The sequence below is a fragment of the Stenotrophomonas maltophilia genome (genome assembly GCF_023518235.1).
Classification (GTDB): Bacteria; Pseudomonadota; Gammaproteobacteria; order Xanthomonadales; family Xanthomonadaceae; genus Stenotrophomonas.
Map to the genome: position 1 here is coordinate 2,809,185 of NZ_CP090423.1, position 21,180 is coordinate 2,830,364.

Here is a 21,180-nt window from a genome sequence, read left to right on the forward strand (position 1 = left end):
TCGCCGTCATCATGGGTACAGCTCCAGATGACGGGACATTCGATGGATACAGATGACCACAGCGCGATGATCCCTCCCCGCTACCAGCGGCTGTCCGATGAACTGGCCGAGGCCATCCACGGTGGCCGCCTGCCCGTAGGCAGCCGCCTGCCGTCGTTGCGGCAGATGGCATCGCAGCGGCAGCTCAGCCTGAACACCGTGATTGCCGCCTATCGCCAGCTGGAGGATGCCGGCCTGGTGATTCCGCGGCCCAAGGCCGGCTTCGAGGTGGCGCCGCGGCTGTCAGTGCCGGATCGCTCGCTGCGCGATGTGCCCTCGGCACCGACCGCGCCGCTGCAGCAGGTGCTGATGGCCCGAGTACTGGAAGCGCAACGGAGCCCCGGTGTGATCGACCTGGCCTTCGCCGGCCCGCGCGGTCGCCAGTTCTATCCCGGTGCGCAGCTGGTCAAGCACACCGCGCAGGTGCTGCGCCATGGCCAGCAGACGGTGGAGACCTATGCGCGTCCGAATGGATCACCACGGTTGCTGGCGCAGATCGTACGGCGCGGCCCGCGCATGGGCCTGCACACCCACAGCGAGCGTCTGCTGCTCACCCATGGCGCGATGGAGGCCCTGCAGCTGGCACTGCGTGCGGTCACCCAGCCCGGTGATGCGGTGGGCATCGAAGCGCCGTCGTACTTCAACCTGTACCCGCTGCTGGCCACGCTGGGCCTGCAGGCCATCGAACTACCGACCCATCCACAACACGGCCTGGAGGTGGACGCACTGGAGGCCCTGCTGGAGCACACACCGCTGGCGGCGCTGGTGGTGATGCCGACGGTGCACAACCCGTTGGGCTGCACCATGCCAATGGCCGCCAAGCAGCGCTTGGCCGAGCTGGTCAACGCGCGCCAGTTGCCGCTGATCGAAGATGCGGTGTATGCCGAGCTGCAGTTCTGCGAGCCACCGGCACCGCTGCTGAAGGCCTTCGATCGCGACGGTTGGGTGATGGTGGTCGGTGGCTTTTCCAAGACGCTGGCGCCGGACTACCGCATCGGCTGGCTCGATGGCGGGCGCTTCGCCGAGCGCATCGCATTGCTGAAGTTCCAGTCCACCGGCGGCGAGCCGCAGCTGCTGGGTGACGCGGTGGCTGCGTATCTGGAAGCGGGCAGCTACGAGCACCACCTGCACCGCATGCGCCGCCTGTATCGCGAACAGGTCGGACGGCTGCGCCAACTGGTGGCCGAGCATTTCCCGGCCGGCACCCGTGCCACCGAACCGCAGGGGGGATTCCTGTTGTGGCTGGAACTACCCGGCGTGGATACCCGCGAGCTGTTCGAGCGTGCGCTGGTGGAGGACATCGTGTTCATGCCCGGCCAGGTGTATTCGCGCGGCGCGCGCTACCGCCATGCCCTGCGCCTGTCGTGCTGCCAGACGCTGGACGCGCGCTTCGTTGGCGCGGTGGAGCGACTGGGTGCGATGGCGTGCGAGCTGGCGGCTGCAACACGGTAGTGCCGGCCGCTGGCCGGCAACTGCACTGCCGGCCAGCAGCCGGCACTACCCCAGGTCGCCAAGCAGGTGCGCGCTCAGCGCTTCGCCATCCGCCCCCGGCAGATGCGGCAGGCGGCCCCAGCACGGCATCGGCAGGCGCTGCTGCAACGTGGCGATGTTCTCGTCCTGGCGCTGCATGGCCGGGTCGATGTGGTTGCCGATCCAGCCCAGGCATTCCACGCCGCTGGCCTGCAGCGATTGCGCGGTCAGCCGCGCGTGGTTGACGCAGCCCAGGCGCATGCCCACCACCAGCAGCACCGGCAGCTGCAGCGCACGCACCAGATCGAGCTGATCCAGCGTGGCCGAGACCGGCGCCAGCCAGCCGCCCACGCCCTCCACCACCACGATGTCGGCCTGCGCGCGCAGGCGCTCGAAGGCGGCCACGATCGGTGCCAGCTGCACCTGCACGCCGTCCTCGGCGGCCGCCAGTTCCGGGGCCAGCGGCTGCCGCAGCGCATAGGGGTTGAGGTCGGCATAGTCCGGTACCGGCCAGCTGGCTGCCTGCAGCGCCAGCGCATCCTCGTTGCGCAGGCCCTGCCCGCGGTCTTCGCTGCCGCTGGCCACCGGCTTCATGCCAACGGCACGCAGGCCGCGCCGGCGCAGCGCATGCAGCAGCGCTGTGCTGGTGGCGGTCTTGCCGATCTCGGTATCGGTGCCGGTCACGAACAGCGCGGGCGGCAGGGTGGCGGGCAACGGCATCGACAGGCTCCAACAGGGCAACAGAGCGTTCATTATCGCCGGCCCGGTGCGCTTGCTAGACTGCACGCATGTTCGCCAATGCCTCGCTGACCGGCAGCAAGCCGGAACAATACGCCCAGCTGCTGGAGCAGGCCCGTGGCCTGGTCTACGGTGAGTCCGACCGCATCGCCAATGCGGCCAATCTCTCCGCGCTGGTCTATCACGCCCTGCCCGATCTGAACTGGGTGGGCTTCTATCTGTACGACGGCAGGGAACTGGTGGTCGGCCCCTTCCAGGGCCTGCCGGCCTGCGTGCGCATTCCGCTGGACAAGGGTGTGTGTGGCGCCGCTGCCAGCCAGCGCGTGACCCAGCGCGTGGAGGACGTCGATGCCTTCCCCGGCCATATCGCCTGCGATTCGGCCTCGCGCTCGGAACTGGTGGTGCCGCTGCTGCGCGGCGATGAGCTGATCGGCGTGTTCGACATCGACAGCCCCAAGGTCGGCCGCTTCGATGCCGACGACCAAGCCGGGCTGGAAGCCATCGCGCGCGTGTTCGTCGAGGCGCTGGGATGAGCGCACCGAAGCTGCGCAACATCGGCCCGAAAAGTGCAGCCTGGCTGCGCCAGGTCGGCCTGCGCAGCCGCGAGGACCTGGCCGCGATCGGTGCGGTCGGTGCGTTCGTCAAGGTCAAGCGGGCCGGCTTCAAGCCCAGCCTGAACCTGCTGTACTCGCTGGAAGGAGCCTTGCTGGAGTGCCACTGGCAGGAACTGAGCGAGCCGCAGCGTCAAGCGCTGGTGCAGGACTACGAAGCACGCATCGCCGCACATCCGCTGAAGGCGGCCGGCCCGGCCTCAGGTCCGGTGCATGAGCAGCGCTTCGATGACGACGGTGACGCTGAGGACAGCCCAGCGGACGACGCCGACGAGGATTGACGGCCTGGTAGTGCCGGCCGCTGGCCGGCAACCTCGGGAACGTTGCAAAGATCGTGCAGCTGCCGGCCAGCGGCCGGCACTACCGCTCGCTTAGGGCTGCTGCAGCTCCAGCAGTTCGCCTACCAGGCCCACCTCACCACGCTCCAGCCACACCCGCAGACGGGTACCGTGGTCGATGCGCAAGGCCCAGCACAGCGACATCGGCAGACCGCAGACCTGCGACAGCACCATGCGCAGCGGCCCACCATGACTGACCACCAGAGTCGGTAGCGGCTCCTCGTCGTCCAGCAGCCGGTCGAGCGCGCGCGCGATGCGCCGTTCGAAGTGGCCCCAGCTTTCACCGTTGGGCGGCGGGAACGCATGCGGATCGGCGTGGAAGGCTGCCAGCGCGTCCTCCGGCAGGTCGAACAGCGACTGCCCGTCCCAATCGCCGAAATCCAGCTCCTCCCATTCCTCGTCTGCGTCCACATCCAGTCCGCGCGGGGTGGCCAGCGCCATCGCCGTATGCAGCGAACGCAGGCGCGGCGAACTGATCACCCGCTGCCATTCCTGCCCGGCGTAAGCCTCCACCAGTTCCTGCGGCAGGCGCGCCAGCTGCGGCGGATCGCTGCGGCCATCGAGGTATTCATCACGGCCGTTGCCCGCGTGGCGGACCAGATCGAGAATCATCGCTGCCGGCCGGTCTGTACCTGCCGGCGCAGCAGCGCCTCGTACAGGCCAGCGGCGGGGATCGGTAGCGGTTGGAACAGAATCATCGGCAACACTTCCAGAACGGATGCCCCGCGACGGGGCGCATCATTCTAGCGTGCGCCGCCCTCTGCCTGCCCACCTGCAACGGCGCTGCGCACCGGCGTGGCGGGCGACATCAGCCGTTTGCCGAGACGGATCATCGGGGCTTCGACGAAGCGATGGCCGAGTGCAGCCAGCGGCAGTACCACCAGCAGCGTCACCGCCGCGCACAGCAGGTAACCGACACTGCCGCCCTGGACGGCAAGCACCCGCGCGAACACCGGACCGAGCACCGCGATGACGATCGGATGCCCGAGATAGAGCGAATAGCTCACCGTGCCCAGCCAGGCGGAAAAGCGGTTCACCAGCCAACGCGGCGGGCACTGCGAGAAGCCCAGCAGCAGGCACAGGTAGCCCAGCCCCGACAACTGCCACTGCCAGGGGCCGGCGGCAGCCCACGCGGCTGAGGACGCGGCCAGCAGCAACAACAGCACACCCGCCAGGTTCAACCCCTGTGCCCAGCGCCGCGCGCGCGGTGCCGGCAACCGCGCCAGTGCAGTAAAGGCATGGAAGCCCACCAGCCCCATCGCGAAGACGGGGGCATGGCGCAGCCAACCGTAGTCACCCAGCGAAGCCTGGAGGCGCGGGCCCAGCACGCCCATCCAGGCCAACGCCACCAGCGCCAGCAACCCGATCAGCAGGGCCCAGGCGCTGCGCGCCTTGCCGACCAGCACGTAGAGCGCGGGAAAGATGGCATAGAACAGCATCTCCACGCCCACCGCCCAACTGGCCCACACGATGCCCGCTTCCCATCCCGGGAACAGGTTGAAGGTGAAGGACAGGTTGGCCGCGATCTCCCCCCACGAATGGCCGGCATGGTCGCCGCGACCATCGCGGAACAGGGAGAACATCAACAGCACATAGAACAGCGGCGCGATGCGAAGGAATCGATGCAGATAGAAGCTCAGCAGCGGCCGGCCGCTGGCCTGGTGCCGGGGCATGGTGTAACACAGGGAAAACGCACTGATGACGAAGAACAGCGCAACGCCGGTGGCCCCCATGTGCACGGCCGGCAGCCAGGCCGCCGCTACCGGCAGGGCCGGTGCCGGCATCGACTGTACGTGGTACAGCACCACGTACACCGCCGCCAGCCCACGCAGTGCATCGAGAAACTGCAGGCGATCCTTCGCAACCATGGCCACTCGCACGAACCTGAAGAGGCCACTACTCTAACGCCCGCGGCAGGCAATGACTTAGACTGCGCGCACTTCCAGGTGACCTGCGGCTTCGGCCGGCAGGTTGAAACGGGAAGCCGGTGACGCGCGATTCCGCGCCATGCCGGCGCTGCCCCCGCAACGGTAAGCACGTCAGTTCCAGGCAATACGCCACTGTGCCGCGCGCACGGGAAGGCGCCTGGACGGTGGCCTCGCGCCACCCGGCGGCGAGCCCGGAGACCGGCCCGGAAGCCTCAGGTCGCGATGCGGTGGGCATGGCGCCAGATGCCTGCAGCCTGCGGGCATCGGCGCGTGCCTGCCTTCGCGGCTCCTCCCCTTCGCCACGCGGGCGTGCGTGGCACCTGGAGTCCCCCCATGAAGCTGCAGTCCCGAATGCTGTCCTTGGCCGTGCTGGCCGCCCTGCCCGCGCTGGCCCATGCCAACCAGGACACCACCGCGCTTGACCAGATCCTGGTCACTGCCACCCGCACCCCGATCGCCCTGCAGGACAGCATCGCGCCAGCGCAGGTGATCGACCGTGCGCAGATCGAATCCAGCCAGGCCACTTCGCTGCAGGAGCTGCTACGCGGCCGTGCCGGCATCAACCTGACCAACGCCGGCGGCCTCGGCAAGCAGAGTTCGCTGTTCCTGCGTGGCACCAACTCCGGCCACACCGTGGTGCTGGTCGATGGCGTGCGCATCAACAGCGCCGACCTCGGCCTGGCCATGTACCAGGACCTGCCGCTGGCGCAGATCGAGCGCGTGGAAATCGTCCGTGGTCCGCAGTCGAGTCTGTACGGCGCCGATGCCATCGGTGGCGTGATCCAGATCTTCACCCGTCGCAACCAGGGTGACTTCGCCCCGCACTTCCAGCTCGGTGGCGGCAGCAACGGCCTGCGCGAGGCCAGCGGTGGCATCGGCGGCGGCACCGAGCGCGGCTGGTTCGGCGCCGACATCGCCTACCAGCATTCCGATGGCATTGATGCCTGCCGTGGCTCGGCCACGCTGTTCACCGGCTGCTTCGCCGACGAGCCTGACCGCGACGGCTACCGCAACCTGTCCAAGAGCCTGCGCGGCGGCTACACCTTCAACGAGCAGTGGAACGTGGAAGGCAGCGCGTTGCGCGCCGATGGCAACAACCATTACGACGGCTACTACAACTACTCCGAAACCCGCCAGCAGGTGCTGGCCGGCAAGGTGCGCTACACCCCGTCCGAGCGCGTGGCCGTCACCGCCAACCTCGGACGCAGCGACAACGAATCGGACAACTTCGGCGCCTTCGATGTGCGTGGCAGCGCGCAGACCCACCGCGACAGCGCTTCGCTGCAGGGTGATTTCGGCGTGGCCGAGGGCCAGCTGCTGAGCGCCGGCGTCGACTGGAGCGAAGACAACCTGGACGGCAGCAGCGCCGGTTACCTCGTCGACAGCCGCCGCAACACCGGCGTGTTCGTGCAGTACCAGGGCCGCTTCGGCCGCCACCAGCTGCAGGCCAGCGCGCGTAACGACGACAACCAGCAGTTCGGCAACCACGCCACCGGCAGCGTCGGCTGGGCGATGGAGCTGGGCCACGGCCTGCGCCTCAACGCCAGCTACGGCACCGCCTTCAAGGCACCGACCTTCAGCGACCTGTACGACCCATGGAGCGGCGTGCCGACCCTGGATCCGGAGAAGTCCAAAAGCGCCAATCTGGGCGTTTCGCAGCAGGGCCAGGGCTGGCACTGGGGCCTGGACGTGTACGAAACGCGTATCGACGACCTGATCACCTACGATGCCGCGACGTTCCGGATGCAACAGGTGGAGAAGGCGCGCATCCGCGGCGCCGAACTGACCGGTGGCGCGCTGCTGGCCGGCTTCGACATCACTGCGCAGCTGAGCTACACCGACCCGCGCAACCGCACCGGGGACAGTGCCCAGTTCGACAACTGGCTGCCGCGCCGCGCGCAGCAGACCGCTCGCCTGGACATCGACCGTCGCTTCGGTGATTTCCGCGCCGGGGCGACCGTGCAGGGTGCCGGCAAGCGCTATGACGATGCCGCCAACACGGTGAAGGTCGGCGGCTACGGCACGCTGGACCTGCGCGCCGAGTACGCATTGACACCATCGTGGTCGCTACTGGCGCGCGCGGCCAACGTGTTCGACCGCAGGTACGAGACGGTGGCGTGGTTCAACCAGCCCGGCCGCGAGTACCAGCTGAGCGTGCGTTACCAGCCGAGGTAGTGCCGGCCGCTGGCCGGCAACATCATGACCTTCGGCAACGCATTGCGGGGTGCCGGCCAGCGGCCGGCGCTACCCATTGGGTTGGCCCGGGTTACCGCCCGACGACCGGCGTTGTCCGTTGAATCAACGCTGCAACCCCGGCAGTTCGCGCAGGTCATCGATCACCGCCACCGCATGCGCGGTGGCCAGATCCAGGCCGCGCGGATAGCCGTAGCGCACCAGTGCGATCGGCATGCCGGCATCTTCGGCGGCGCGGTAATCGGTGAGCGAGTCACCGACCATCAGGCAGTCCTCCACCGGCAGCCCGAAGTGGGTGGCAATGTGGCGCAGCGGCTCGCCGCTGGGCTTGCGCTGTGGCAGAGAATCACCGCCCAGCACCAGCGCGAACGCATCGGCGATGCCCAGGTGCTGCAGCAGTGGCGGCACCAGGGCTTCGGGCTTGTTGGTGCAGATCGCCAGCGGCACGTCGCGGGCACGTAGCTGCGCCAGCGCCCCGGCCACGCCTTCGAACAGCTGCGGGCTGCGCAGCAGGCAGTCGCGGTAATGCACCATGAACACCGGCATCACAGCAGCAAGATCGACCTTGCGACCGGCTGCCTGCATGGCCTGTTCAACCAGCCGGCCCACGCCGTCGCCGATCCAGCCCAGCACGGTGGACTCGGGCACGCGCGCCACGCCGATCTGCTCCAGCGTGCGGTTCAGCGCTTCAGCGATATCGGCGGCGCTGTCCACCAGCGTGCCATCAAGGTCAAACACAACCAGCGGATAGGGATACGACAAGGGACGGCACCTGCACGACGTGGAGCCGTCCATTGTACGCCGCCGGTTTTCCTGCCGGACCGGCCTCAACCGATGCGGCGCGCACGCGTGGCCAGGAAGGTGGGCAGATAGCGATCGATGAGGAAGCGTGGCTGCGGCTGCCAGTCTTCCAGGAAGCGATCGATGACGAAGCCGGCATCGAGCTGGCCGCCGAGCAGTTCGGTCAGGCTGTGGCCGAAGGTCAATGCATCGCCACGGGCCAGTTTCGCTTCGCGCTCGGCCGGCGCCAGGTCTTCCAGATCCGAGTAGGGAATGGCGTACTGCGGCCGGATCAGGCCCTGCGCATCCAGCTGCGGATCGCGTGCACCGACAAACAGCACCGGGTTGTAGAAGCTGGCCATCAACAGGCCATCGCGGGCCAGCACGCGGTGGCACTCGTTCCACACCGGGCGCACGTCGGGCACGTACAGATTGGAGATCGGCTGGAACACCACATCGAAGCTGCCGCTGGCGAAGGCGTGCAGATCGCGCATGTCGCCCTGCACGGTGCGCAGCTGCAGGCCATCGCGCGCGGCCACCGCACGGTCCTGTTCCAGCTGCCCATCGGAAAGGTCGAACACGGTGACCTCGGCACCGGCCGCCGCCAGTACCGGCGCCTGCTGGCCGCCGCCCGAAGCCAGGCACAGGATGCGGCGGCCGCGCACATCACCCAGCCAGTCCAGCGGCAGCGCGCGCGGGGTCAGGTGCACCTGCCATCGACCTTCGCGGGCGGCGGCGACGGTGGCGCTGTCCACGGGGCGCGACCATTCGCGCACCTCGCTGGCCTGGCGGTCCCAGGCAGCGCGGTTGTGGTCGATCAGGGCCTGTCCATGGTTCATGCGTTCTCCTTGCCCGGTGGGCGCCAATCCAGATCCTGGAAGGACGGGCTGGCGAAGCATTCGGCCAGGAAGTCCAGGAATCGCCGCATGATAACGGGCTGCTGGCGCCGCGATGCGTACACCGCATGAATGCCCAGCTCATCCAGACTGAACTCGGGCAACAGCTCGATCAGCTCGCCACTGCGCAGCAGCGGCGCCACCTGGTAGGTCGGCAACATGGCGATGCCGGCGCCGGCACGCACCGCTTCCAGCAACAGCGACGCCTCGTTGGCGCTGATGTTGCCGCCCACCGCCACCGAGAGTGAGCGGCCATCGCGGTGCAGCTGCCACAGGCTCTTGCCCACGTAGTGATGGGTCAGGCAATTGTGCGCGGCCAGATGCTCAGGCGCAGTGGGAGTACCGTGCAGCTGCAGGTAGGCGGGAGTCGCGCACAGCACTGAGCGGCAGGTGGCCAGCCGTCGCGCGATCAGGCTCGGGTCGATCTGGCGGGCGATGCGCACCGCCAGGTCCACCCGTTCCTCCACCAGGTTGACCGTGCGGTCGACCAGCAGCAGCTCGATGCGCGCCGCCGGATGCCGCGCGACGAAGCGGGCCACCGCACGCGCCAGATGGCTCTGTCCGAACGACACGCTGGCCGTCACCCGCAGCGTGCCGTGCGGCTCGGGATCGTCGCTGGCCAGTTCGCCCTGCAGCGCCTCGCCGATGGCCAGCATCTGCCGGAAGCGCGCCAGTGCCGCTTCGCCGGGACCGGTCAGGCTGATCCGCCGCGTGGTCCGGTGCAGCAGGCGCACGCCCAGCCAACCCTCGACCTCGGCCAGGTAGCGGGTGACCATCGCCCGCGACATGTCCAGCACCTCGGCAGCGGCGGTGAGGCTGCCGCGCTCGGCCACCTCGACGAACACGGTCATGGCGGTCAATCGGTCCATCTGCTCGATTCCTGCAACAAACAAGCGCGTTATACGCTGTTTTTCGAGCGACTGCAGCGGCCTAGAGTGAGCCCATTCCCACCCCACACCGCCCCACGGAGTCCTGCCATGAAGATCGCCCTCGTTGGTTCCACCGGCAATATCGGCCGCCAGATCGCCCGCCACGCGCTGGCCCACGGCCATCAACTCACCGTCATCGTGCGCAGCGCGCAGAACCTGCCGGCCGAACTGGCCGGCGCGCATCCGGTGATCGCCTCGCTGGATGACCAGGACGCCCTGGTGGCGGCCATCGCCGGCCACGACGTGCTGGCCAGCGCCTACGGCCCGCGCCCGGGTGATGACGTCGGCCGCGTCGGCGAAGTGGCCGCGCAGCTGGCTGCGGCCGCGCGCAAGGCCGGTGTGCCGCGCCTGGTGGTGGTCGGTGGCGCCGGCAGCCTGGAAGTCGCGCCGGGCGTGCAGCTGGTCGATACCCCGAACTTCCCTGAGGCCTACAAGCTGTACGCGCTGGCCCACCGCGAAGCGTTCAAGCGCCTGCAGGCGGTGGACGACCTGGACTGGACCTTCTTCTCGCCGGCCGCTGAAATCGGCCCGGGCGAAGAACGAGGCCAGTACCGCGTGCAGCCCAAGGCCTTCCTGGCCGACGCCAGCGGCCACAGCCGCATCAGCTACGCCGACTACGGCGCGGCGTTCGTGGCCGAGCTGGAGGCGCACCAGTACCCGAAGCAGATCATCACTGCCGCATATTGATCATGCCGTCCGCCGGGCATGGCCCGGCGCTACCTACGTGTAGAGCCGGAGGCAACGGCAGGAGCCGTTGCCAACGTCGCTTGCGACGGCCCGTAGGGGGCCGGGCAAGGACGCCCGGCATAGCCCACGCTCGGCTCCCCATCCGATACAAGGAATTGCCCATGCGCACCGCCGCCCTGCTGCTTCCCCTTGCCCTGGCCGCCAGTTTCGCCAGCACTCCGCTGCTGGCCGCCCCGGCGGCGCCGGCACCGGCCACGGCAGCGAAATCCCAGCTGCACCTGCAGACCTTCCATCCCGGCCCGCAGGCGATGTTCTCGGTGTCTTCGGTGCTGATCGAGGGCCGCCACGACGCGATCCTGGTCGATGCGCAGTTCGGTACCAGCGATGCGCGCAGGCTGGTGGATCTGATCCGCGCCAGCGGCAAGCAGCTGACCACGATCTACATCAGCCACGGCGATCCGGACTACTACTTCGGTCTGGCCACCGTGCAGGACGCGTTCCCGCAGGCGCGCATCGTTGCCACCGCACAGACCGTCGCCCACATCCAGCAGACCCAGGCCGGCAAGCTGGCCTACTGGGGGCCGAAGATGGGCGCCGATGCACCCGCACGCATCGTGCTGCCGCAGGTGCTCGACGGCGATGCCCTGCAGCTGGAAGGCCAGCGCCTGCCGCTGATCGGTCTGGACGGCCCGACCCCGGACCGCAGCGTGCTGTGGGTGCCCTCGCTGCGTGCGATCGTCGGCGGCATTCCGGTGGTGGCCGGTGAGCATGTGTGGATGGCCGATACGCAGACGCCGAAGTCGCACACCGACTGGCTGCAGACGCTGCAACGCCTGCAGGCACTGAAGCCGAAGGTGGTGGTGCCGGGACATTACGCACCCGGTGCGGCGCTGGACGCCAGCGCGCTGCGCTTCACCGCCGACTACATCCGTGCCTTCGATGCCGAGACGGCCAAGGCCAGGGACAGTGCGGCACTGGTGAAGGCGATGCAGGCGCGCTACCCGACGCTGGCCGGCGAAGCATCGCTGGAGCTGAGCGCGAAGGTGGCCAAGGGCGAGATGCAGTGGCCATGAGGTAGGGAGTTTTCTATTGCAGGGCTGCGCCCTGCACCTGCTCAATGCAACGGCCACAGCCGAAGCAACAGCAACAGCTGGCTATCCGTGGGATGGCGAGGTGGATCCGGTTGCGGGGGACGCCGTGAATCCGTCCATGGAGGCTCGGTCGCGCCATCCATGGCGCTCACGCCCCCGCAACCGGACCCACCCCGCCTTCGACAGATCTCCGCAATCTGTCTGGATGGCATGGCCTGCTCTTGGTGGGTGTCGACCTTGGTCGACACATAGATCAGCTTCGCGGGGAATCGTTGGGTTCGTGCTCGAACAATTCCCCCTGCACCACCGGTTCCTTTTCGCGGAAACCACCCAGGCCCACGCCAACCAGGCGGTAACGGGTATCGGCCGGCAGGTCCACGCGCGCGCGCAGTGCCAAGGCGATATCACGCAGCTCCTGTTCCGATTCGGGTGGGCGCTCGGGGGTGAAGCTGCGGGTGAGGATGCGGAACTGCGCGGTCTTCAGTTTCAGCACCACGGTGTGGCCGATGCGCTCGGTCTTGCGGGTGGCCTTCCAGGTCTTTTCGGCCAGCTGCACGATGGCCTCGCCCAGATCTTCCAGCAGCAGGTCCTCGGCAAAAGTATCTTCGGAGGAAATCGACTGCACCTGCTGGTCCGGTTCCACCGGGCGCTCGTCGATCCCGCGTGCGCGGTTGTACAGGCTGCGGCCGAAGCTGCCGAAGGCCTCTTCCAGATCGATCAGTGCCCATTGCCGCAGGTCGCCACAGGTGACGATGCCGCGCGCGGCCAGCTTGCCTTCCATCACCTTGCCCACGCCCGGCACGCGGTTCACCGGCAGTGGTGCCAGGAACGCATCCACCCGCTGCGGCGGAATCACGAACTGGCCATCGGGCTTGCGCCAGTCCGAGGCGATCTTGGCCAGGAACTTGTTCGGTGCAATCCCGGCTGAAGCAGTCAGGTTCGTTTCCTCGCGGATCTGCGCGCGGATGGTGCGGGCGATCTCGGTGGCCAGTTCGATGCCGCTCTTCGGTTCGGTCACATCCAGGTAGGCCTCGTCCAGCGACAGCGGCTCGACCAGGTCGGTATGGCGCAGGAAGATCGCCCGCACCTGCTGTGACACCGCCTTGTAACGTGCGAAGTCGGGCGGCACGAAGATCGCGTCCGGGCACAGGCGTTCAGCGCGCACCGCAGGCATCGCCGAACGCACGCCGAACACCCGCGCCTCGTACGACGCCGCGCAGACCACTGAACGCGCGCCGCGCCAGGCCACCACCACCGGCCTGCCGCGCAGCGAGGAATCGTCGCGCTGCTCCACCGACGCGTAGAACGCGTCCATGTCGACGTGGATGATCTTGCGCAGTCGGGTCATGTCAGGTGGAAGAGCCGGGGGCAGGCGGTGCGGGCCACACGCCGAAGTATGGTCGTTGCACATCAACAGGATGCGCGTATTCCCTTGAAAACACTACGGTCGCGTACGGTTGAAATGTTTGCTCGGCGCAGTTTCCACGGGCATCCTCGAGCGCTTGTTTCCCTGTTTCCCCGCTTCCAGGATTGTGCTTCATGACCCGTCTCCACGCGTTCAACCGCGAACAGCTGCTGGCCAGCGCACGCGGTGAACTGTTCGGCACCGCTGCCGGCCGTTTGCCCAACGACCCGATGCTGATGTTCGACCGCATCACCGAAATCCGCGAGGACGGCGGACCGCATGGCAAGGGCATGGTACGCGCCGAACTGGATATCCGCCCGGACCTGTGGTTCTTCGGCTGCCATTTCATCGGCGACCCGGTAATGCCCGGCTGCCTGGGCCTGGATGCCATGTGGCAGCTGACCGGCTTCTACCTGACCTGGCTGGGCGCGCCCGGCAAGGGCCGCGCGCTCGGCTGTGGCGAGGTGAAGTTCACCGGCCAGGTGCTGCCGGAGGCCAAGCTTGTGCGCTACGAGATCGACATCAGCCGGGTGATCAACCGCAAGCTGGTGATGGCCCAGTCCGACGCCCGGATGTACGTGGATGATCGCGAAATCTACAGCGCCCGCGACCTGCGCGTGGGCCTGTTCACCGAAACCGGGAGCTTCTGATGCGTCGCGTCGTCATCACCGGCATGGGCATCACGTCCTGCCTCGGCAATGATCTGGATACGGTCTCCAGCGCGCTGCGCGAAGGCCGCTCGGGCATCACCGCACTGGCCGACCATGCCGAGGCCGGCCTGCGCAGCCAGGTGGGTGGTCGTGTCGACCTCGAACTGGAGGCACTGATCGACCGCAAGCAGAAGCGCTTCATGAGCGATGCGGCGGCCTTCGCCTATCTGGCCATGCGCGATGCCATCGCCGATGCCGGGCTCAGCGCCGAGCAGGTCAGCAGCCTTCGTACCGGCCTGATCGCCGGCTCCGGCGGTGGTTCCAGCGAATGGCAGATCGGTGCGGTTGATCTGCTGCGCGAGCGCGGGGTGCGCAAGGTCGGCCCGTACATGGTGCCGCGCACGATGTGCTCCACGGTCTCGGCCTGCCTGGCCACCGCCTATCAGATCAAGGGCGTCAGCTACTCGCTTTCGGCCGCCTGCGCGACCTCGGCGCACTGCATCGGCGCGGCCGCGGACATGATCCGTCACGGCGCGCAGGACATCATGTTCGCCGGTGGCGGCGAAGACCTGCACTGGTCGATGAGCGTGATGTTCGATGCGATGGGCGCGCTGTCGACCAGCTTCAACGACACCCCGGCCAGCGCCTCGCGCCCCTATGACAAGGACCGCGACGGCTTCGTCATCGCCGGTGGCGGCGGCATGCTGGTGCTGGAGGATTACGACCACGCCGTTGCACGCGGTGCACACATCCATGCCGAGCTGATCGGCTATGGCGTCACCTCCGACGGTGCCGACATGGTGGCGCCGTCCGGCGAAGGCGCGGTGCGCTGCATGAAGATGGCACTGCAGGGTGTCGATCGCCCGCTGGACTACCTCAACACCCACGGCACCTCGACCCCGCTGGGCGATGTCACCGAGCTCAACGCGATCCGCGAAGTGTTCGGCGATGCGGTGCCGCCGTTGTCTTCGACCAAGGCGTTGTCCGGCCACTCCTTGGGTGCGGCCAGCGTGCACGAGGCGATCTACTGCCTGCTGATGATGCGCGATGGCTTCGTCGCCGGTTCGGCCAACATCGGCGAGCTGGACCCGAAGGTGGAGAGCTTCCCGATCCTGCGTGAGAGCCGCGAGCAGAAGCTGGACACGGTGATGTCCAACAGCTTCGGTTTCGGTGGCACCAACGCGGCACTGGTGTTCGGGCGGGTGTGATGAGGGCAGGGGTGCCGACCAACGGTCGGCACCCACCCATGAATGTAGAGTCGAGCTTGCTCGACTGCCAACCCCGGTTATTTCGGCAGCAGCGGCAGCAGCAGCGCGTGCGCGTCCACCAGCGAGCCGACGATGCGGTGACCCAGCGCGCGCAGTTCCTCGTCCGGGTGCACCAGATCCGGCACCTGGATGACGGTCATGCCCGCCGCCAGGGCGGCGCGCGTACCGGCCGGTGAATCCTCCAGCGCCAGGCAGCGCTCCGGTGCCTGGCCCAGCCGCTGTGCGGCCAGCAGATAGATGTCCGGTGCCGGCTTCGGCCGCGCCACATCGCCACTGGTGATCACCGCATCGAAGTACGGCAGCAGGCCGGCAGCGGCCAGCTTGCGGTTGGCGCGCGGCTGCCGCGTGGTGGTCGCCACCGCGCGCGGAATCGCGTGCGCCTTCAGCAGTTCCAGCAGCGCCAGGATGCCCGGCCGCAGCGGCAGACCGGTCTGGGTGCGGGCTTCGTACAGCTCATGGCAATGCGCGGCCACCGCTTCGATCACGCTGTCCTCGATGCCCTGCGCACGCAGCAACGCGTGTGAATCGCGGTCACCCAGGCCGACCATGCGCAGGAACACCGCCTCATCCAGGCCCAGGCCGAATGCATCGGCGGCCTCGCTCCAGCAGGCCAGCGAGACCCGCTCGCTGTCGATCATCAGGCCGTCCATGTCGAAGATGACGGCAGCGGGCAGGAACGGCAGCGCAGCGATGGCGGTCATGGAGCGAACAGCGTATCCAGGTCGGTGGAAGTGAGCTGCCGCCACTGCCCCTCGTCCAGCCCCTGCAGATCCAGGCCGCCAACGCGGCTGCGATGCAGGGCCTGCACGTGGTTGCCGGTGGCGGCGAACATGCGGCGTACCTGATGGTAGCGGCCTTCATGCAGCACCAGGCGCGCACGACGCGCGTCCAGCACTTCCAGTTCAGCCGGCAGCAGGGGGGTCTTCTCCGATTCCAGCATCAGCGTACCGCTGGCGAACAGCGCCACTTCGTCGCCGCGCAGATCCTCGCCCAGTTCCACTTCATAGACCTTGGGCAGCTTCGACTTCGGCGAGATGATCCGGTGCAGCAGGCCACCGTCGTCGGTCAGCAGCAGCAGGCCACTGGTGTCCCGATCCAGCCGGCCGACGGTGGACAGCACCGGGTCGCGGTCGCGGAAACGCGGCGGCAGCAGATCGTAGATCAGGCGGCCGGTGTCCTTCGTCGAGCAGGTGTAGCCGGCCGGCTTGTGCAGCGCGATAGACAGGCCCACCGGGGGATCAAGCGGCTCACCATCAACCCGGATGGCCTCGTGCGGCACCTGGTCATCGGCGTACAGCACTTCACCCTCGGCGTCGGTGACGCGGCCTTCGCGGAACATCCACTGCACCTGCTTGCGGCTGCCATAGCCCAGGTTGGCGATGTGCTTGACCAGTTTCATCGGCCCTTCCCCTTCACCGCTTCGACCAGCTTGAAGCCGTCGCGCTCGGCCACCACGCGCACCGCGCCGAAGCTGTCGTTGAGGGTGTGCTCGTACGGCAGATGGCGGTTGGCCACCACATACAGGCGCCCGCCCGGGCGCAGCGCCTGCGCGGCCACGGCGATGAAGCGCTGGCCGATGTCCGGGCGGTCGGCCCGCGAGGGCGTGTGGAACGGCGGATTGCTGATGATGACGTCGTAGCCCGGCTCGATGCCGGCGGTGACGTCACGCCACAGGAAGCGCAGCGGGAGCGGGCGCGGCGGCGGTGCCAGGTTCAGTTCGGCCAGCGCCAGGGCACGCTGCTCGGCCTCGTACAGGTCCAGCGCGGTGATCTTCGGGCAGCGCTCCAGCAGCTCGCGCGACAGGTAGCCGTAGCCGGCACCGAGGTCGGCGGCGCGGCCGGCCAGGTCAGCCGGCAGATGCTCGGCCAGCAGCGCCGACGCCGGGTCGATGCGGTCCCAGGCGAACACGCCCGGGCGGCTGAGGAAGCGCCCGCCGACGATCGGGCGTACCGCGTCCAGGGCGGCCCAGCGCTTGGCCAGGTCGACGTCGTGCTGGCCCTGCATCGGTGCGGTCCAGTAAACGCGGCAATGGTTCTTGGTCAGGCTGCCGCCGAGGCCGGCCAGCTGCTTGAGATCGCCTTCACCGGAGCGCGCGCCTTCATTGTTGGACTGGCAGGCGACGATGCGGCCGCCGTCGGCCACCAGCGCCAGTGCGCGGGCGAACAGCGCCCGGGCTTCCTCGCGCTGACGCGGCGGCAGCACCAGCACCAGCGGGTAGCGGCCCTTGCCGGCCACGTCGTCCAGCTGGCCGCTGACGGTCCAGCCAGCAGCCTGCTGCAGCGGCTGCGCAAACGGGGCAAAACTCTGTTCGCAGTGCAGCTCGCGGTTGCCGGCCACTTCGCGCAGCGGCCAGCCATCGCGGGCGCGCAGGAAGGCCACCGTGCCCTCCGGCCAGCGCAGGGCGCCTTGGGAGAACGGCAGGAGCAGGGTCTGCAGGGGGGCGTCGTCGCTGGAGGCCATCGGCGCGGGTACTTCAAGCGTGAGGGCCGTCCATTGTACCGGCTTGGCCGGGCCCGCCCCGGCGCCGGTTTTGCGAAACCCGAACGGGCCCTTGATGTGCCAGCAACATTGAAACGTTCAGGGTAGAGGCTCCCCCGGAAACCTCAGGAGAACCTGCATGCGAGCCTTGTTCGTCGGTGGCGTGGTCGACAACAGTGAAATGGACCTGGAAGGCAGCCATCCGCCCGTGCATTACCCCGAGGACACCGGCGGCGGCCATTCGCGCTATCGGCTGCACCAGGTCGGCCATGGCGCCGACGGCAGCGTGGCCTATGCGGTGTACGGTGCACCGGAGCTGGCCGATGACGAGGTGGCGCGGGTGGCCGAGGAACGCGCCTATGCGCGGCGGTTCGAGGCTACGCCAACGCTGTTCGAGCATTGACACACCTGTAGCGCCCGAGCCCATGCTCGGGCGACGGCGCAGCCGCGCAGACCACAGGATCAAACCGGCGGTTCGAGGCCACGCCGACGGCGTTTCGCATCAAGGCGCCTTCGGCGGCAACCGGTCGATGCTGGCGATCTCATCCAGCCACACATGGTGCTGCTGCACCGGCGTGTCGTAGTCATCCAGGCGCAGCTGGCCATTGCTGCCTTCATCGCCGGCATCGTTGCGGTACTGCTGCACGGTCGGCTTCACCGCCACCGTACCGAGCAGGCGGCGGCCATCGTGCAGGGTCAGCTGCACCTGTGTTTCACCTTCAAGCTGTGGCAGCAGGGCTTCCAGGCGCGCGATCTGCGCCGGATCGGTATGGATGCGGGGAGCTAAGCGGGACATCGGCGACCTCCTGCGGACAGGGTCGCCGATCGGCCGTGAATGCTCAGTGCAGCGCGCTGTCGACGCGCGGCACCTGCACCTTGCGTACCGCAGACACCAGCTGTGCCACCGAGTACGGCTTGGCGACGTGTTCCTGGAAGCCCGATGCCAGCGCGCGCCGACGATCATCGGCACGTGCCAGCGCGGTCACCGCCACCGCCGGCAGGGTAGCCGCATCCACGCCCATGTCCTCGCGCAGCGTGCGCACCAGCCCATAGCCGTCCATGCCGGGCATGCCGATGTCGGTCAGCATCACGTGGTACTGCAGGTGGCCGGTGTCGGCCAGCAGCGCCAGGGCTTCGCCGGCCGAACTGGCTGCCGACACGCTGGCCCCCTGCTCTTCCAGCATGCGCCGCAGGTACTCCAGCACTTCCGGCTGGTCTTCCACCGCCAGCACATGCATGCCACGCAGCGGATAGGGCTCGACGATCACCGGTTCCAGGATCGGCCCGCTGATCACTTCACGCAACGGCCGCCGTTCGGCATCCGGGATGTGCTTGGGCAGGCGCACGGTAAAGGTGGCGCCGTGGCCATGGCCCTCGCTGGCAGCCGTGACGGTGCCGCCATGCAGTTCCACCAGCTGCTGCACGATCGCCAGGCCCAGGCCCAGGCCGCCGTGGCGGCGGGTGGTGGTGCCATCGGCCTGGCGGAAGCGGCTGAACAGGTGGTTGAGGAATTCCGGCGCGATGCCGTCGCCGCTGTCGCGCACGGTGATCACCCAGTGGTTGCCGTCGGACTGCAGCTGCAGATCGATGCGGCCTTCGGCCGGAGTGAACTTGATCGCGTTCGACAGCAGGTTCCAGAACACCTGTTGCAGGCGGGTGGCGTCGCCCAGCACCTGGCTGGGCTGTTCGGGCAGCTGCAGGGTGACGTCCAGCGCCTTGCCTTCGGCCACCAGTTCCTGCGCGCCGATGGCTTCACCCAGCAGGTCGCGCAGGTCCAGCACTTCCACTTCCAGCTGCACCTTGCCCAGCAGCATGCTGCTGAGGTCGAGCATGTCCGAGATCAGGCGCTTCTGCGCCGCGGCGCTGTTGGCGATCACGTTCAGGCCCTTGAACAGCGGGCTGGTGTTGTCCACGCGCTGCAGCAGCAGTTCACTCCAGCCCAGGATGGTGGTCAGCGGCGTGCGCAGTTCGTGCGACAGCGTGGCCAGGAATTCGTCTTTCAACCGCGCCATGTTCTCGGCGGCACTGCGCGCGGCCCGCTCGGACTGCAGCAGTTCCTCGCGCGCCAGTTCGATCTCGCGGCGTTCGGTCACGTCCGGGCTGCTGCCGGCCAGGCCGATGAAACGGCCCATGCGCGAAAAGCGCGGCCGCGCGTTCATCTCCAGCCAGCGCCACTGGCCATCGGCACGGCGTGCACGCACCAGCGCATGCATCGAACGCTGCGCCTTCAGCGCCTCCTGCAGCTCGTACTCGAACACCGAGGCGTCATCGGGGTGCACCAGGCCGCGCCATACATCCTCCGGCACGCGCGTTTCGTCGCCACCGAAGAATTCGCTGAAGGCACTGTTGACGAAGCGGGCGTGGCCACGTTCGTCGAGCACCCACACCGGCATCGGCAGGCCGTCGGCCAGTGCACTGAAGCGCGCTTCGCTCTCGCCCAGTTCCACTTCCATCTGCTTGCGCGCGGTGATGTCGAAGAACAGGATGCCGACCTTGTCCTCGCCGGGCCGGCCCACGCGCACCGCATCGACCGCGAACGAGCGGCCCAGCGCGCGCGCTTCCATCTCGAACTGGGCCGGACGGCCGCTGCGGGCCACGTCGCCGTAGATCCGGAACCAGTCCTGCTCATGGTTCGGCTCCAGCGCGGTCATGCGCTGGCCCCGCGCATCCTTCAGCCCGGTATGGCGTTCGAAGGCGTCGTTGACTTCGATGAAACGGTAGTCGACGGCACGCTCGCCCTCGAACAGCACCTGGATCACACAGAAACCGGCGTTGATGCGCTCAAGCACGCCATGATGCAGGTCGGGTTCGGGCGCCGGCACCATCATCGGTGGGCGCTCCACGAGGGGCGGCAGAGTGGACAAGGGCGTCTGGACAGGCCGGGTTGGAGGCACAGCATCTTCCAAAGGGCGTATTCACAGCGTCAAGCGCCGTCAGTCATGCTTGACGAGGATGAATTGGCGGCAACCGCTCTTGCGCATGTCGCAATCGGCCATTGCGGCGCTCTGGCAGCAGGATCACACTCGAATCCGTGATCAACGTCGCGCCCCGTTGCGGGACGCAGGAGACCGTCATGAAACTCGCACGTGCAACTGCCCTGCTGCTGGCGGGCGCTCTTCTGGCCGGTGGCGCGCACGCAGCACCGCGCACCGTGACCGCCCCGGATGCACCGCGCGCGCTGCAGGCCAAGGGACCGGTCAGCGTGAAGTGGGACGATCCGGCCACCTTCACCGAGATCCGCCAGAGCACCAACCGCTTCGAGGCCGAACGCGGCAACTGGGTGCAGCAGCTGGCCAGCTATGTGCAGGACACGGCGGCCAAACCGCTGCAGCCCGGGCAGACCCTGGATGTGACGCTGGTCGACATCAAGCGCGCGGGCGACTATGAACCCTGGCACGGCCCGCGCGGCAGCGATATCAGGGTCATGCGCGACATCTATCCGCCGCGCATCACGCTGCAGTACACGCTGAAGGACGCCAGTGGCCGCATTGTCGACGAAGGCGAGGCCAAGCTCAGCGACAGTGGCTACCTGCACAACCTCGGGCTGAGAAGTGACAGCGACCCGCTGCGCTACGAGAAGCGCCTGATCGATGACTGGGTGAAGCGCGAGCTGACGGCGCAGGCCACCGCGGCGCGGTAGGCCCATGGGCAGGTGTCGGCCTTGGTCGGCACGCATGCA

22 protein-coding genes and 1 riboswitch are annotated in these 21,180 nt (G+C 68.1%); of the genes, 10 read left to right on the forward strand and 12 right to left on the reverse strand.

Annotation, left to right across the window (positions count from 1 at the left end):
- Nucleotides 1–42 precede the first annotated feature (42 nt).
- The gene (locus LZ605_RS13180) at nt 43–1,491 is read left to right on the forward strand and encodes a PLP-dependent aminotransferase family protein (protein WP_249842032.1); all 1,449 of its coding nucleotides are present in this window, start codon (nt 43–45) and stop codon (nt 1,489–1,491) included.
- Between the two features lie 45 nt (nt 1,492–1,536).
- Here LZ605_RS13180 and bioD read toward each other — a convergent pair whose 3' ends face one another.
- Nucleotides 1,537–2,229: a dethiobiotin synthase gene (gene bioD, locus LZ605_RS13185; RefSeq protein ID WP_249842033.1), complete on the reverse strand. Its 693-nt coding sequence runs from the start codon at nt 2,227–2,229 to the stop codon at nt 1,537–1,539.
- Between the two features lie 68 nt (nt 2,230–2,297).
- On the opposite strand from bioD, the gene LZ605_RS13190 reads away from it, so the two are divergent.
- Nucleotides 2,298–2,780 (forward strand): GAF domain-containing protein, encoded by a 483-nt coding sequence (locus LZ605_RS13190; protein WP_065199401.1) that lies wholly within the window; start codon nt 2,298–2,300, stop codon nt 2,778–2,780.
- Complete coding sequence (locus LZ605_RS13195) at nt 2,777–3,139, forward strand: TfoX/Sxy family protein (protein WP_249842034.1); 363 nt, start codon at nt 2,777–2,779, stop codon at nt 3,137–3,139. Before LZ605_RS13190 ends, LZ605_RS13195 begins: the two co-directional genes overlap by 4 nt.
- Before the next feature lie 90 nt (nt 3,140–3,229).
- On the opposite strand, the gene LZ605_RS13200 is transcribed toward LZ605_RS13195, so the two are convergent.
- Together LZ605_RS13200 and LZ605_RS13205 are read right to left on the reverse strand one after the other, a co-directional pair.
- Nucleotides 3,230–3,808: a histidine phosphatase family protein gene (locus LZ605_RS13200; RefSeq protein WP_249842035.1), complete on the reverse strand. Its 579-nt coding sequence runs from the start codon at nt 3,806–3,808 to the stop codon at nt 3,230–3,232.
- Nucleotides 3,809–3,939: 131 nt separating this feature from the next.
- Nucleotides 3,940–5,064: an acyltransferase family protein gene (locus tag LZ605_RS13205; RefSeq protein ID WP_249844914.1), complete on the reverse strand. Its 1,125-nt coding sequence runs from the start codon at nt 5,062–5,064 to the stop codon at nt 3,940–3,942.
- A 59-nt stretch (nt 5,065–5,123) separates the two neighbouring features.
- Nucleotides 5,124–5,345: riboswitch (cobalamin riboswitch) on the forward strand.
- A 112-nt stretch (nt 5,346–5,457) separates the two neighbouring features.
- Here LZ605_RS13205 and btuB point away from each other — a divergent pair.
- Nucleotides 5,458–7,299: a TonB-dependent vitamin B12 receptor gene (gene btuB, locus LZ605_RS13210; RefSeq protein ID WP_249842036.1), complete on the forward strand. Its 1,842-nt coding sequence runs from the start codon at nt 5,458–5,460 to the stop codon at nt 7,297–7,299.
- A 123-nt stretch (nt 7,300–7,422) separates the two neighbouring features.
- On the opposite strand, the gene gph is transcribed toward btuB, so the two are convergent.
- From gph to LZ605_RS13225, 3 genes are all read right to left on the reverse strand, one after another.
- Complete coding sequence (gph, locus tag LZ605_RS13215; RefSeq protein WP_249842037.1) at nt 7,423–8,079, reverse strand: phosphoglycolate phosphatase; 657 nt, start codon at nt 8,077–8,079, stop codon at nt 7,423–7,425.
- 65 nt (nt 8,080–8,144) lie between these two features.
- Nucleotides 8,145–8,936: a class I SAM-dependent methyltransferase gene (locus LZ605_RS13220; protein WP_249842038.1), complete on the reverse strand. Its 792-nt coding sequence runs from the start codon at nt 8,934–8,936 to the stop codon at nt 8,145–8,147.
- Nucleotides 8,933–9,862 carry a LysR family transcriptional regulator gene (locus LZ605_RS13225; protein WP_249842039.1) on the reverse strand — a complete coding sequence of 310 codons (930 nt, stop codon included), beginning with the start codon at nt 9,860–9,862 and terminating at the stop codon, nt 8,933–8,935. Before LZ605_RS13225 ends, LZ605_RS13220 begins: the two co-directional genes overlap by 4 nt.
- 108 nt (nt 9,863–9,970) lie before the next feature.
- On the opposite strand from LZ605_RS13225, the gene LZ605_RS13230 reads away from it, so the two are divergent.
- Together LZ605_RS13230 and LZ605_RS13235 are read left to right on the forward strand one after the other, a co-directional pair.
- Nucleotides 9,971–10,609 carry an NAD(P)-dependent oxidoreductase gene (locus LZ605_RS13230; protein ID WP_249842040.1) on the forward strand — a complete coding sequence of 213 codons (639 nt, stop codon included), beginning with the start codon at nt 9,971–9,973 and terminating at the stop codon, nt 10,607–10,609.
- 161 nt (nt 10,610–10,770) lie between these two features.
- Complete coding sequence (locus LZ605_RS13235) at nt 10,771–11,682, forward strand: MBL fold metallo-hydrolase (RefSeq protein ID WP_249842041.1); 912 nt, start codon at nt 10,771–10,773, stop codon at nt 11,680–11,682.
- A 271-nt stretch (nt 11,683–11,953) separates the two neighbouring features.
- On the opposite strand, the gene dinB is transcribed toward LZ605_RS13235, so the two are convergent.
- Nucleotides 11,954–13,048, reverse strand: a complete 1,095-nt coding sequence (gene dinB / locus LZ605_RS13240) for a DNA polymerase IV (protein WP_249842042.1) — start codon at nt 13,046–13,048, stop codon at nt 11,954–11,956.
- 191 nt (nt 13,049–13,239) lie between these two features.
- Here dinB and fabA point away from each other — a divergent pair, with 191 nt between their 5' ends.
- Nucleotides 13,240–13,755 carry a 3-hydroxyacyl-[acyl-carrier-protein] dehydratase FabA gene (gene fabA, locus LZ605_RS13245; RefSeq protein ID WP_249842043.1) on the forward strand — a complete coding sequence of 172 codons (516 nt, stop codon included), beginning with the start codon at nt 13,240–13,242 and terminating at the stop codon, nt 13,753–13,755.
- Nucleotides 13,755–14,963 (forward strand): beta-ketoacyl-ACP synthase I, encoded by a 1,209-nt coding sequence (fabB, locus tag LZ605_RS13250; protein WP_107232204.1) that lies wholly within the window; start codon nt 13,755–13,757, stop codon nt 14,961–14,963. Before fabA ends, fabB begins: the two co-directional genes overlap by 1 nt.
- 77 nt (nt 14,964–15,040) lie before the next feature.
- On the opposite strand, the gene LZ605_RS13255 is transcribed toward fabB, so the two are convergent.
- From LZ605_RS13255 to LZ605_RS13265, 3 genes are read right to left on the reverse strand one after another with little or no spacing between them, the layout of a single operon-like run.
- The gene (locus LZ605_RS13255) at nt 15,041–15,724 is read right to left on the reverse strand and encodes an HAD family hydrolase (RefSeq protein ID WP_249842044.1); all 684 of its coding nucleotides are present in this window, start codon (nt 15,722–15,724) and stop codon (nt 15,041–15,043) included.
- Entirely contained in the window at nt 15,721–16,422 is a 702-nt protein-coding gene (locus LZ605_RS13260) for a pseudouridine synthase (protein WP_249842045.1), read from the reverse strand. The genes LZ605_RS13255 and LZ605_RS13260 overlap by 4 nt, the downstream gene beginning before the upstream one ends.
- On the reverse strand, nt 16,419–17,483 hold the full coding sequence (locus LZ605_RS13265) for a class I SAM-dependent methyltransferase (RefSeq protein WP_249842046.1): 1,065 nt from the start codon (nt 17,481–17,483) through the stop codon (nt 16,419–16,421). Before LZ605_RS13265 ends, LZ605_RS13260 begins: the two co-directional genes overlap by 4 nt.
- 157 nt (nt 17,484–17,640) lie before the next feature.
- Between LZ605_RS13265 and LZ605_RS13270 the strand changes: the two genes are divergently transcribed.
- Nucleotides 17,641–17,904: a hypothetical protein gene (locus LZ605_RS13270; protein WP_249842047.1), complete on the forward strand. Its 264-nt coding sequence runs from the start codon at nt 17,641–17,643 to the stop codon at nt 17,902–17,904.
- A gap of 99 nt (nt 17,905–18,003) precedes the next feature.
- Here the strand turns inward: LZ605_RS13270 and LZ605_RS13275 are convergent, their stop codons facing one another.
- Together LZ605_RS13275 and LZ605_RS13280 are read right to left on the reverse strand one after the other, a co-directional pair.
- Nucleotides 18,004–18,297 (reverse strand): DUF3247 family protein, encoded by a 294-nt coding sequence (locus tag LZ605_RS13275; RefSeq protein WP_249842048.1) that lies wholly within the window; start codon nt 18,295–18,297, stop codon nt 18,004–18,006.
- A 43-nt stretch (nt 18,298–18,340) separates the two neighbouring features.
- Nucleotides 18,341–20,329, reverse strand: coding sequence for an ATP-binding protein (locus tag LZ605_RS13280; protein WP_249842049.1), 1,989 nt, complete (start codon nt 20,327–20,329; stop codon nt 18,341–18,343).
- Nucleotides 20,330–20,574: 245 nt separating this feature from the next.
- Between LZ605_RS13280 and LZ605_RS13285 the strand changes: the two genes are divergently transcribed.
- Entirely contained in the window at nt 20,575–21,141 is a 567-nt protein-coding gene (locus LZ605_RS13285) for a DUF3016 domain-containing protein (protein WP_249842050.1), read from the forward strand.
- Nucleotides 21,142–21,180: the final 39 nt, after the last annotated feature.

Excerpts from the sequence above, each read along its gene's own strand:
- LZ605_RS13195 (WP_249842034.1), top strand. The coding sequence starts at position 2,777 with ATGAGCGCACCGAAGCTGCGCAACATCGGCCCGAAAAGTGCAGCCTGG.
- LZ605_RS13260 (WP_249842045.1), bottom strand. The coding sequence starts at position 16,422 with ATGAAACTGGTCAAGCACATCGCCAACCTGGGCTATGGCAGCCGCAAG.
- LZ605_RS13220 (WP_249842038.1), bottom strand. The coding sequence starts at position 8,936 with ATGAACCATGGACAGGCCCTGATCGACCACAACCGCGCTGCCTGGGAC.
- LZ605_RS13285 (WP_249842050.1), top strand. The coding sequence starts at position 20,575 with ATGAAACTCGCACGTGCAACTGCCCTGCTGCTGGCGGGCGCTCTTCTG.
- LZ605_RS13265 (WP_249842046.1), bottom strand. The coding sequence starts at position 17,483 with ATGGCCTCCAGCGACGACGCCCCCCTGCAGACCCTGCTCCTGCCGTTC.
- dinB (WP_249842042.1), bottom strand. The coding sequence starts at position 13,048 with ATGACCCGACTGCGCAAGATCATCCACGTCGACATGGACGCGTTCTAC.
- LZ605_RS13255 (WP_249842044.1), bottom strand. The coding sequence starts at position 15,724 with ATGACCGCCATCGCTGCGCTGCCGTTCCTGCCCGCTGCCGTCATCTTC.
- LZ605_RS13280 (WP_249842049.1), bottom strand. The coding sequence starts at position 20,329 with ATGATGGTGCCGGCGCCCGAACCCGACCTGCATCATGGCGTGCTTGAG.
- LZ605_RS13270 (WP_249842047.1), top strand. The coding sequence starts at position 17,641 with ATGCGAGCCTTGTTCGTCGGTGGCGTGGTCGACAACAGTGAAATGGAC.
- LZ605_RS13200 (WP_249842035.1), bottom strand. The coding sequence starts at position 3,808 with ATGATTCTCGATCTGGTCCGCCACGCGGGCAACGGCCGTGATGAATAC.
- LZ605_RS13230 (WP_249842040.1), top strand. The coding sequence starts at position 9,971 with ATGAAGATCGCCCTCGTTGGTTCCACCGGCAATATCGGCCGCCAGATC.
- LZ605_RS13225 (WP_249842039.1), bottom strand. The coding sequence starts at position 9,862 with ATGGACCGATTGACCGCCATGACCGTGTTCGTCGAGGTGGCCGAGCGC.
- btuB (WP_249842036.1), top strand. The coding sequence starts at position 5,458 with ATGAAGCTGCAGTCCCGAATGCTGTCCTTGGCCGTGCTGGCCGCCCTG.
- LZ605_RS13205 (WP_249844914.1), bottom strand. The coding sequence starts at position 5,064 with ATGGTTGCGAAGGATCGCCTGCAGTTTCTCGATGCACTGCGTGGGCTG.
- LZ605_RS13235 (WP_249842041.1), top strand. The coding sequence starts at position 10,771 with ATGCGCACCGCCGCCCTGCTGCTTCCCCTTGCCCTGGCCGCCAGTTTC.
- LZ605_RS13275 (WP_249842048.1), bottom strand. The coding sequence starts at position 18,297 with ATGTCCCGCTTAGCTCCCCGCATCCATACCGATCCGGCGCAGATCGCG.
- LZ605_RS13190 (WP_065199401.1), top strand. The coding sequence starts at position 2,298 with ATGTTCGCCAATGCCTCGCTGACCGGCAGCAAGCCGGAACAATACGCC.
- bioD (WP_249842033.1), bottom strand. The coding sequence starts at position 2,229 with ATGCCGTTGCCCGCCACCCTGCCGCCCGCGCTGTTCGTGACCGGCACC.
- fabA (WP_249842043.1), top strand. The coding sequence starts at position 13,240 with ATGACCCGTCTCCACGCGTTCAACCGCGAACAGCTGCTGGCCAGCGCA.
- LZ605_RS13180 (WP_249842032.1), top strand. The coding sequence starts at position 43 with ATGGATACAGATGACCACAGCGCGATGATCCCTCCCCGCTACCAGCGG.
- fabB (WP_107232204.1), top strand. The coding sequence starts at position 13,755 with ATGCGTCGCGTCGTCATCACCGGCATGGGCATCACGTCCTGCCTCGGC.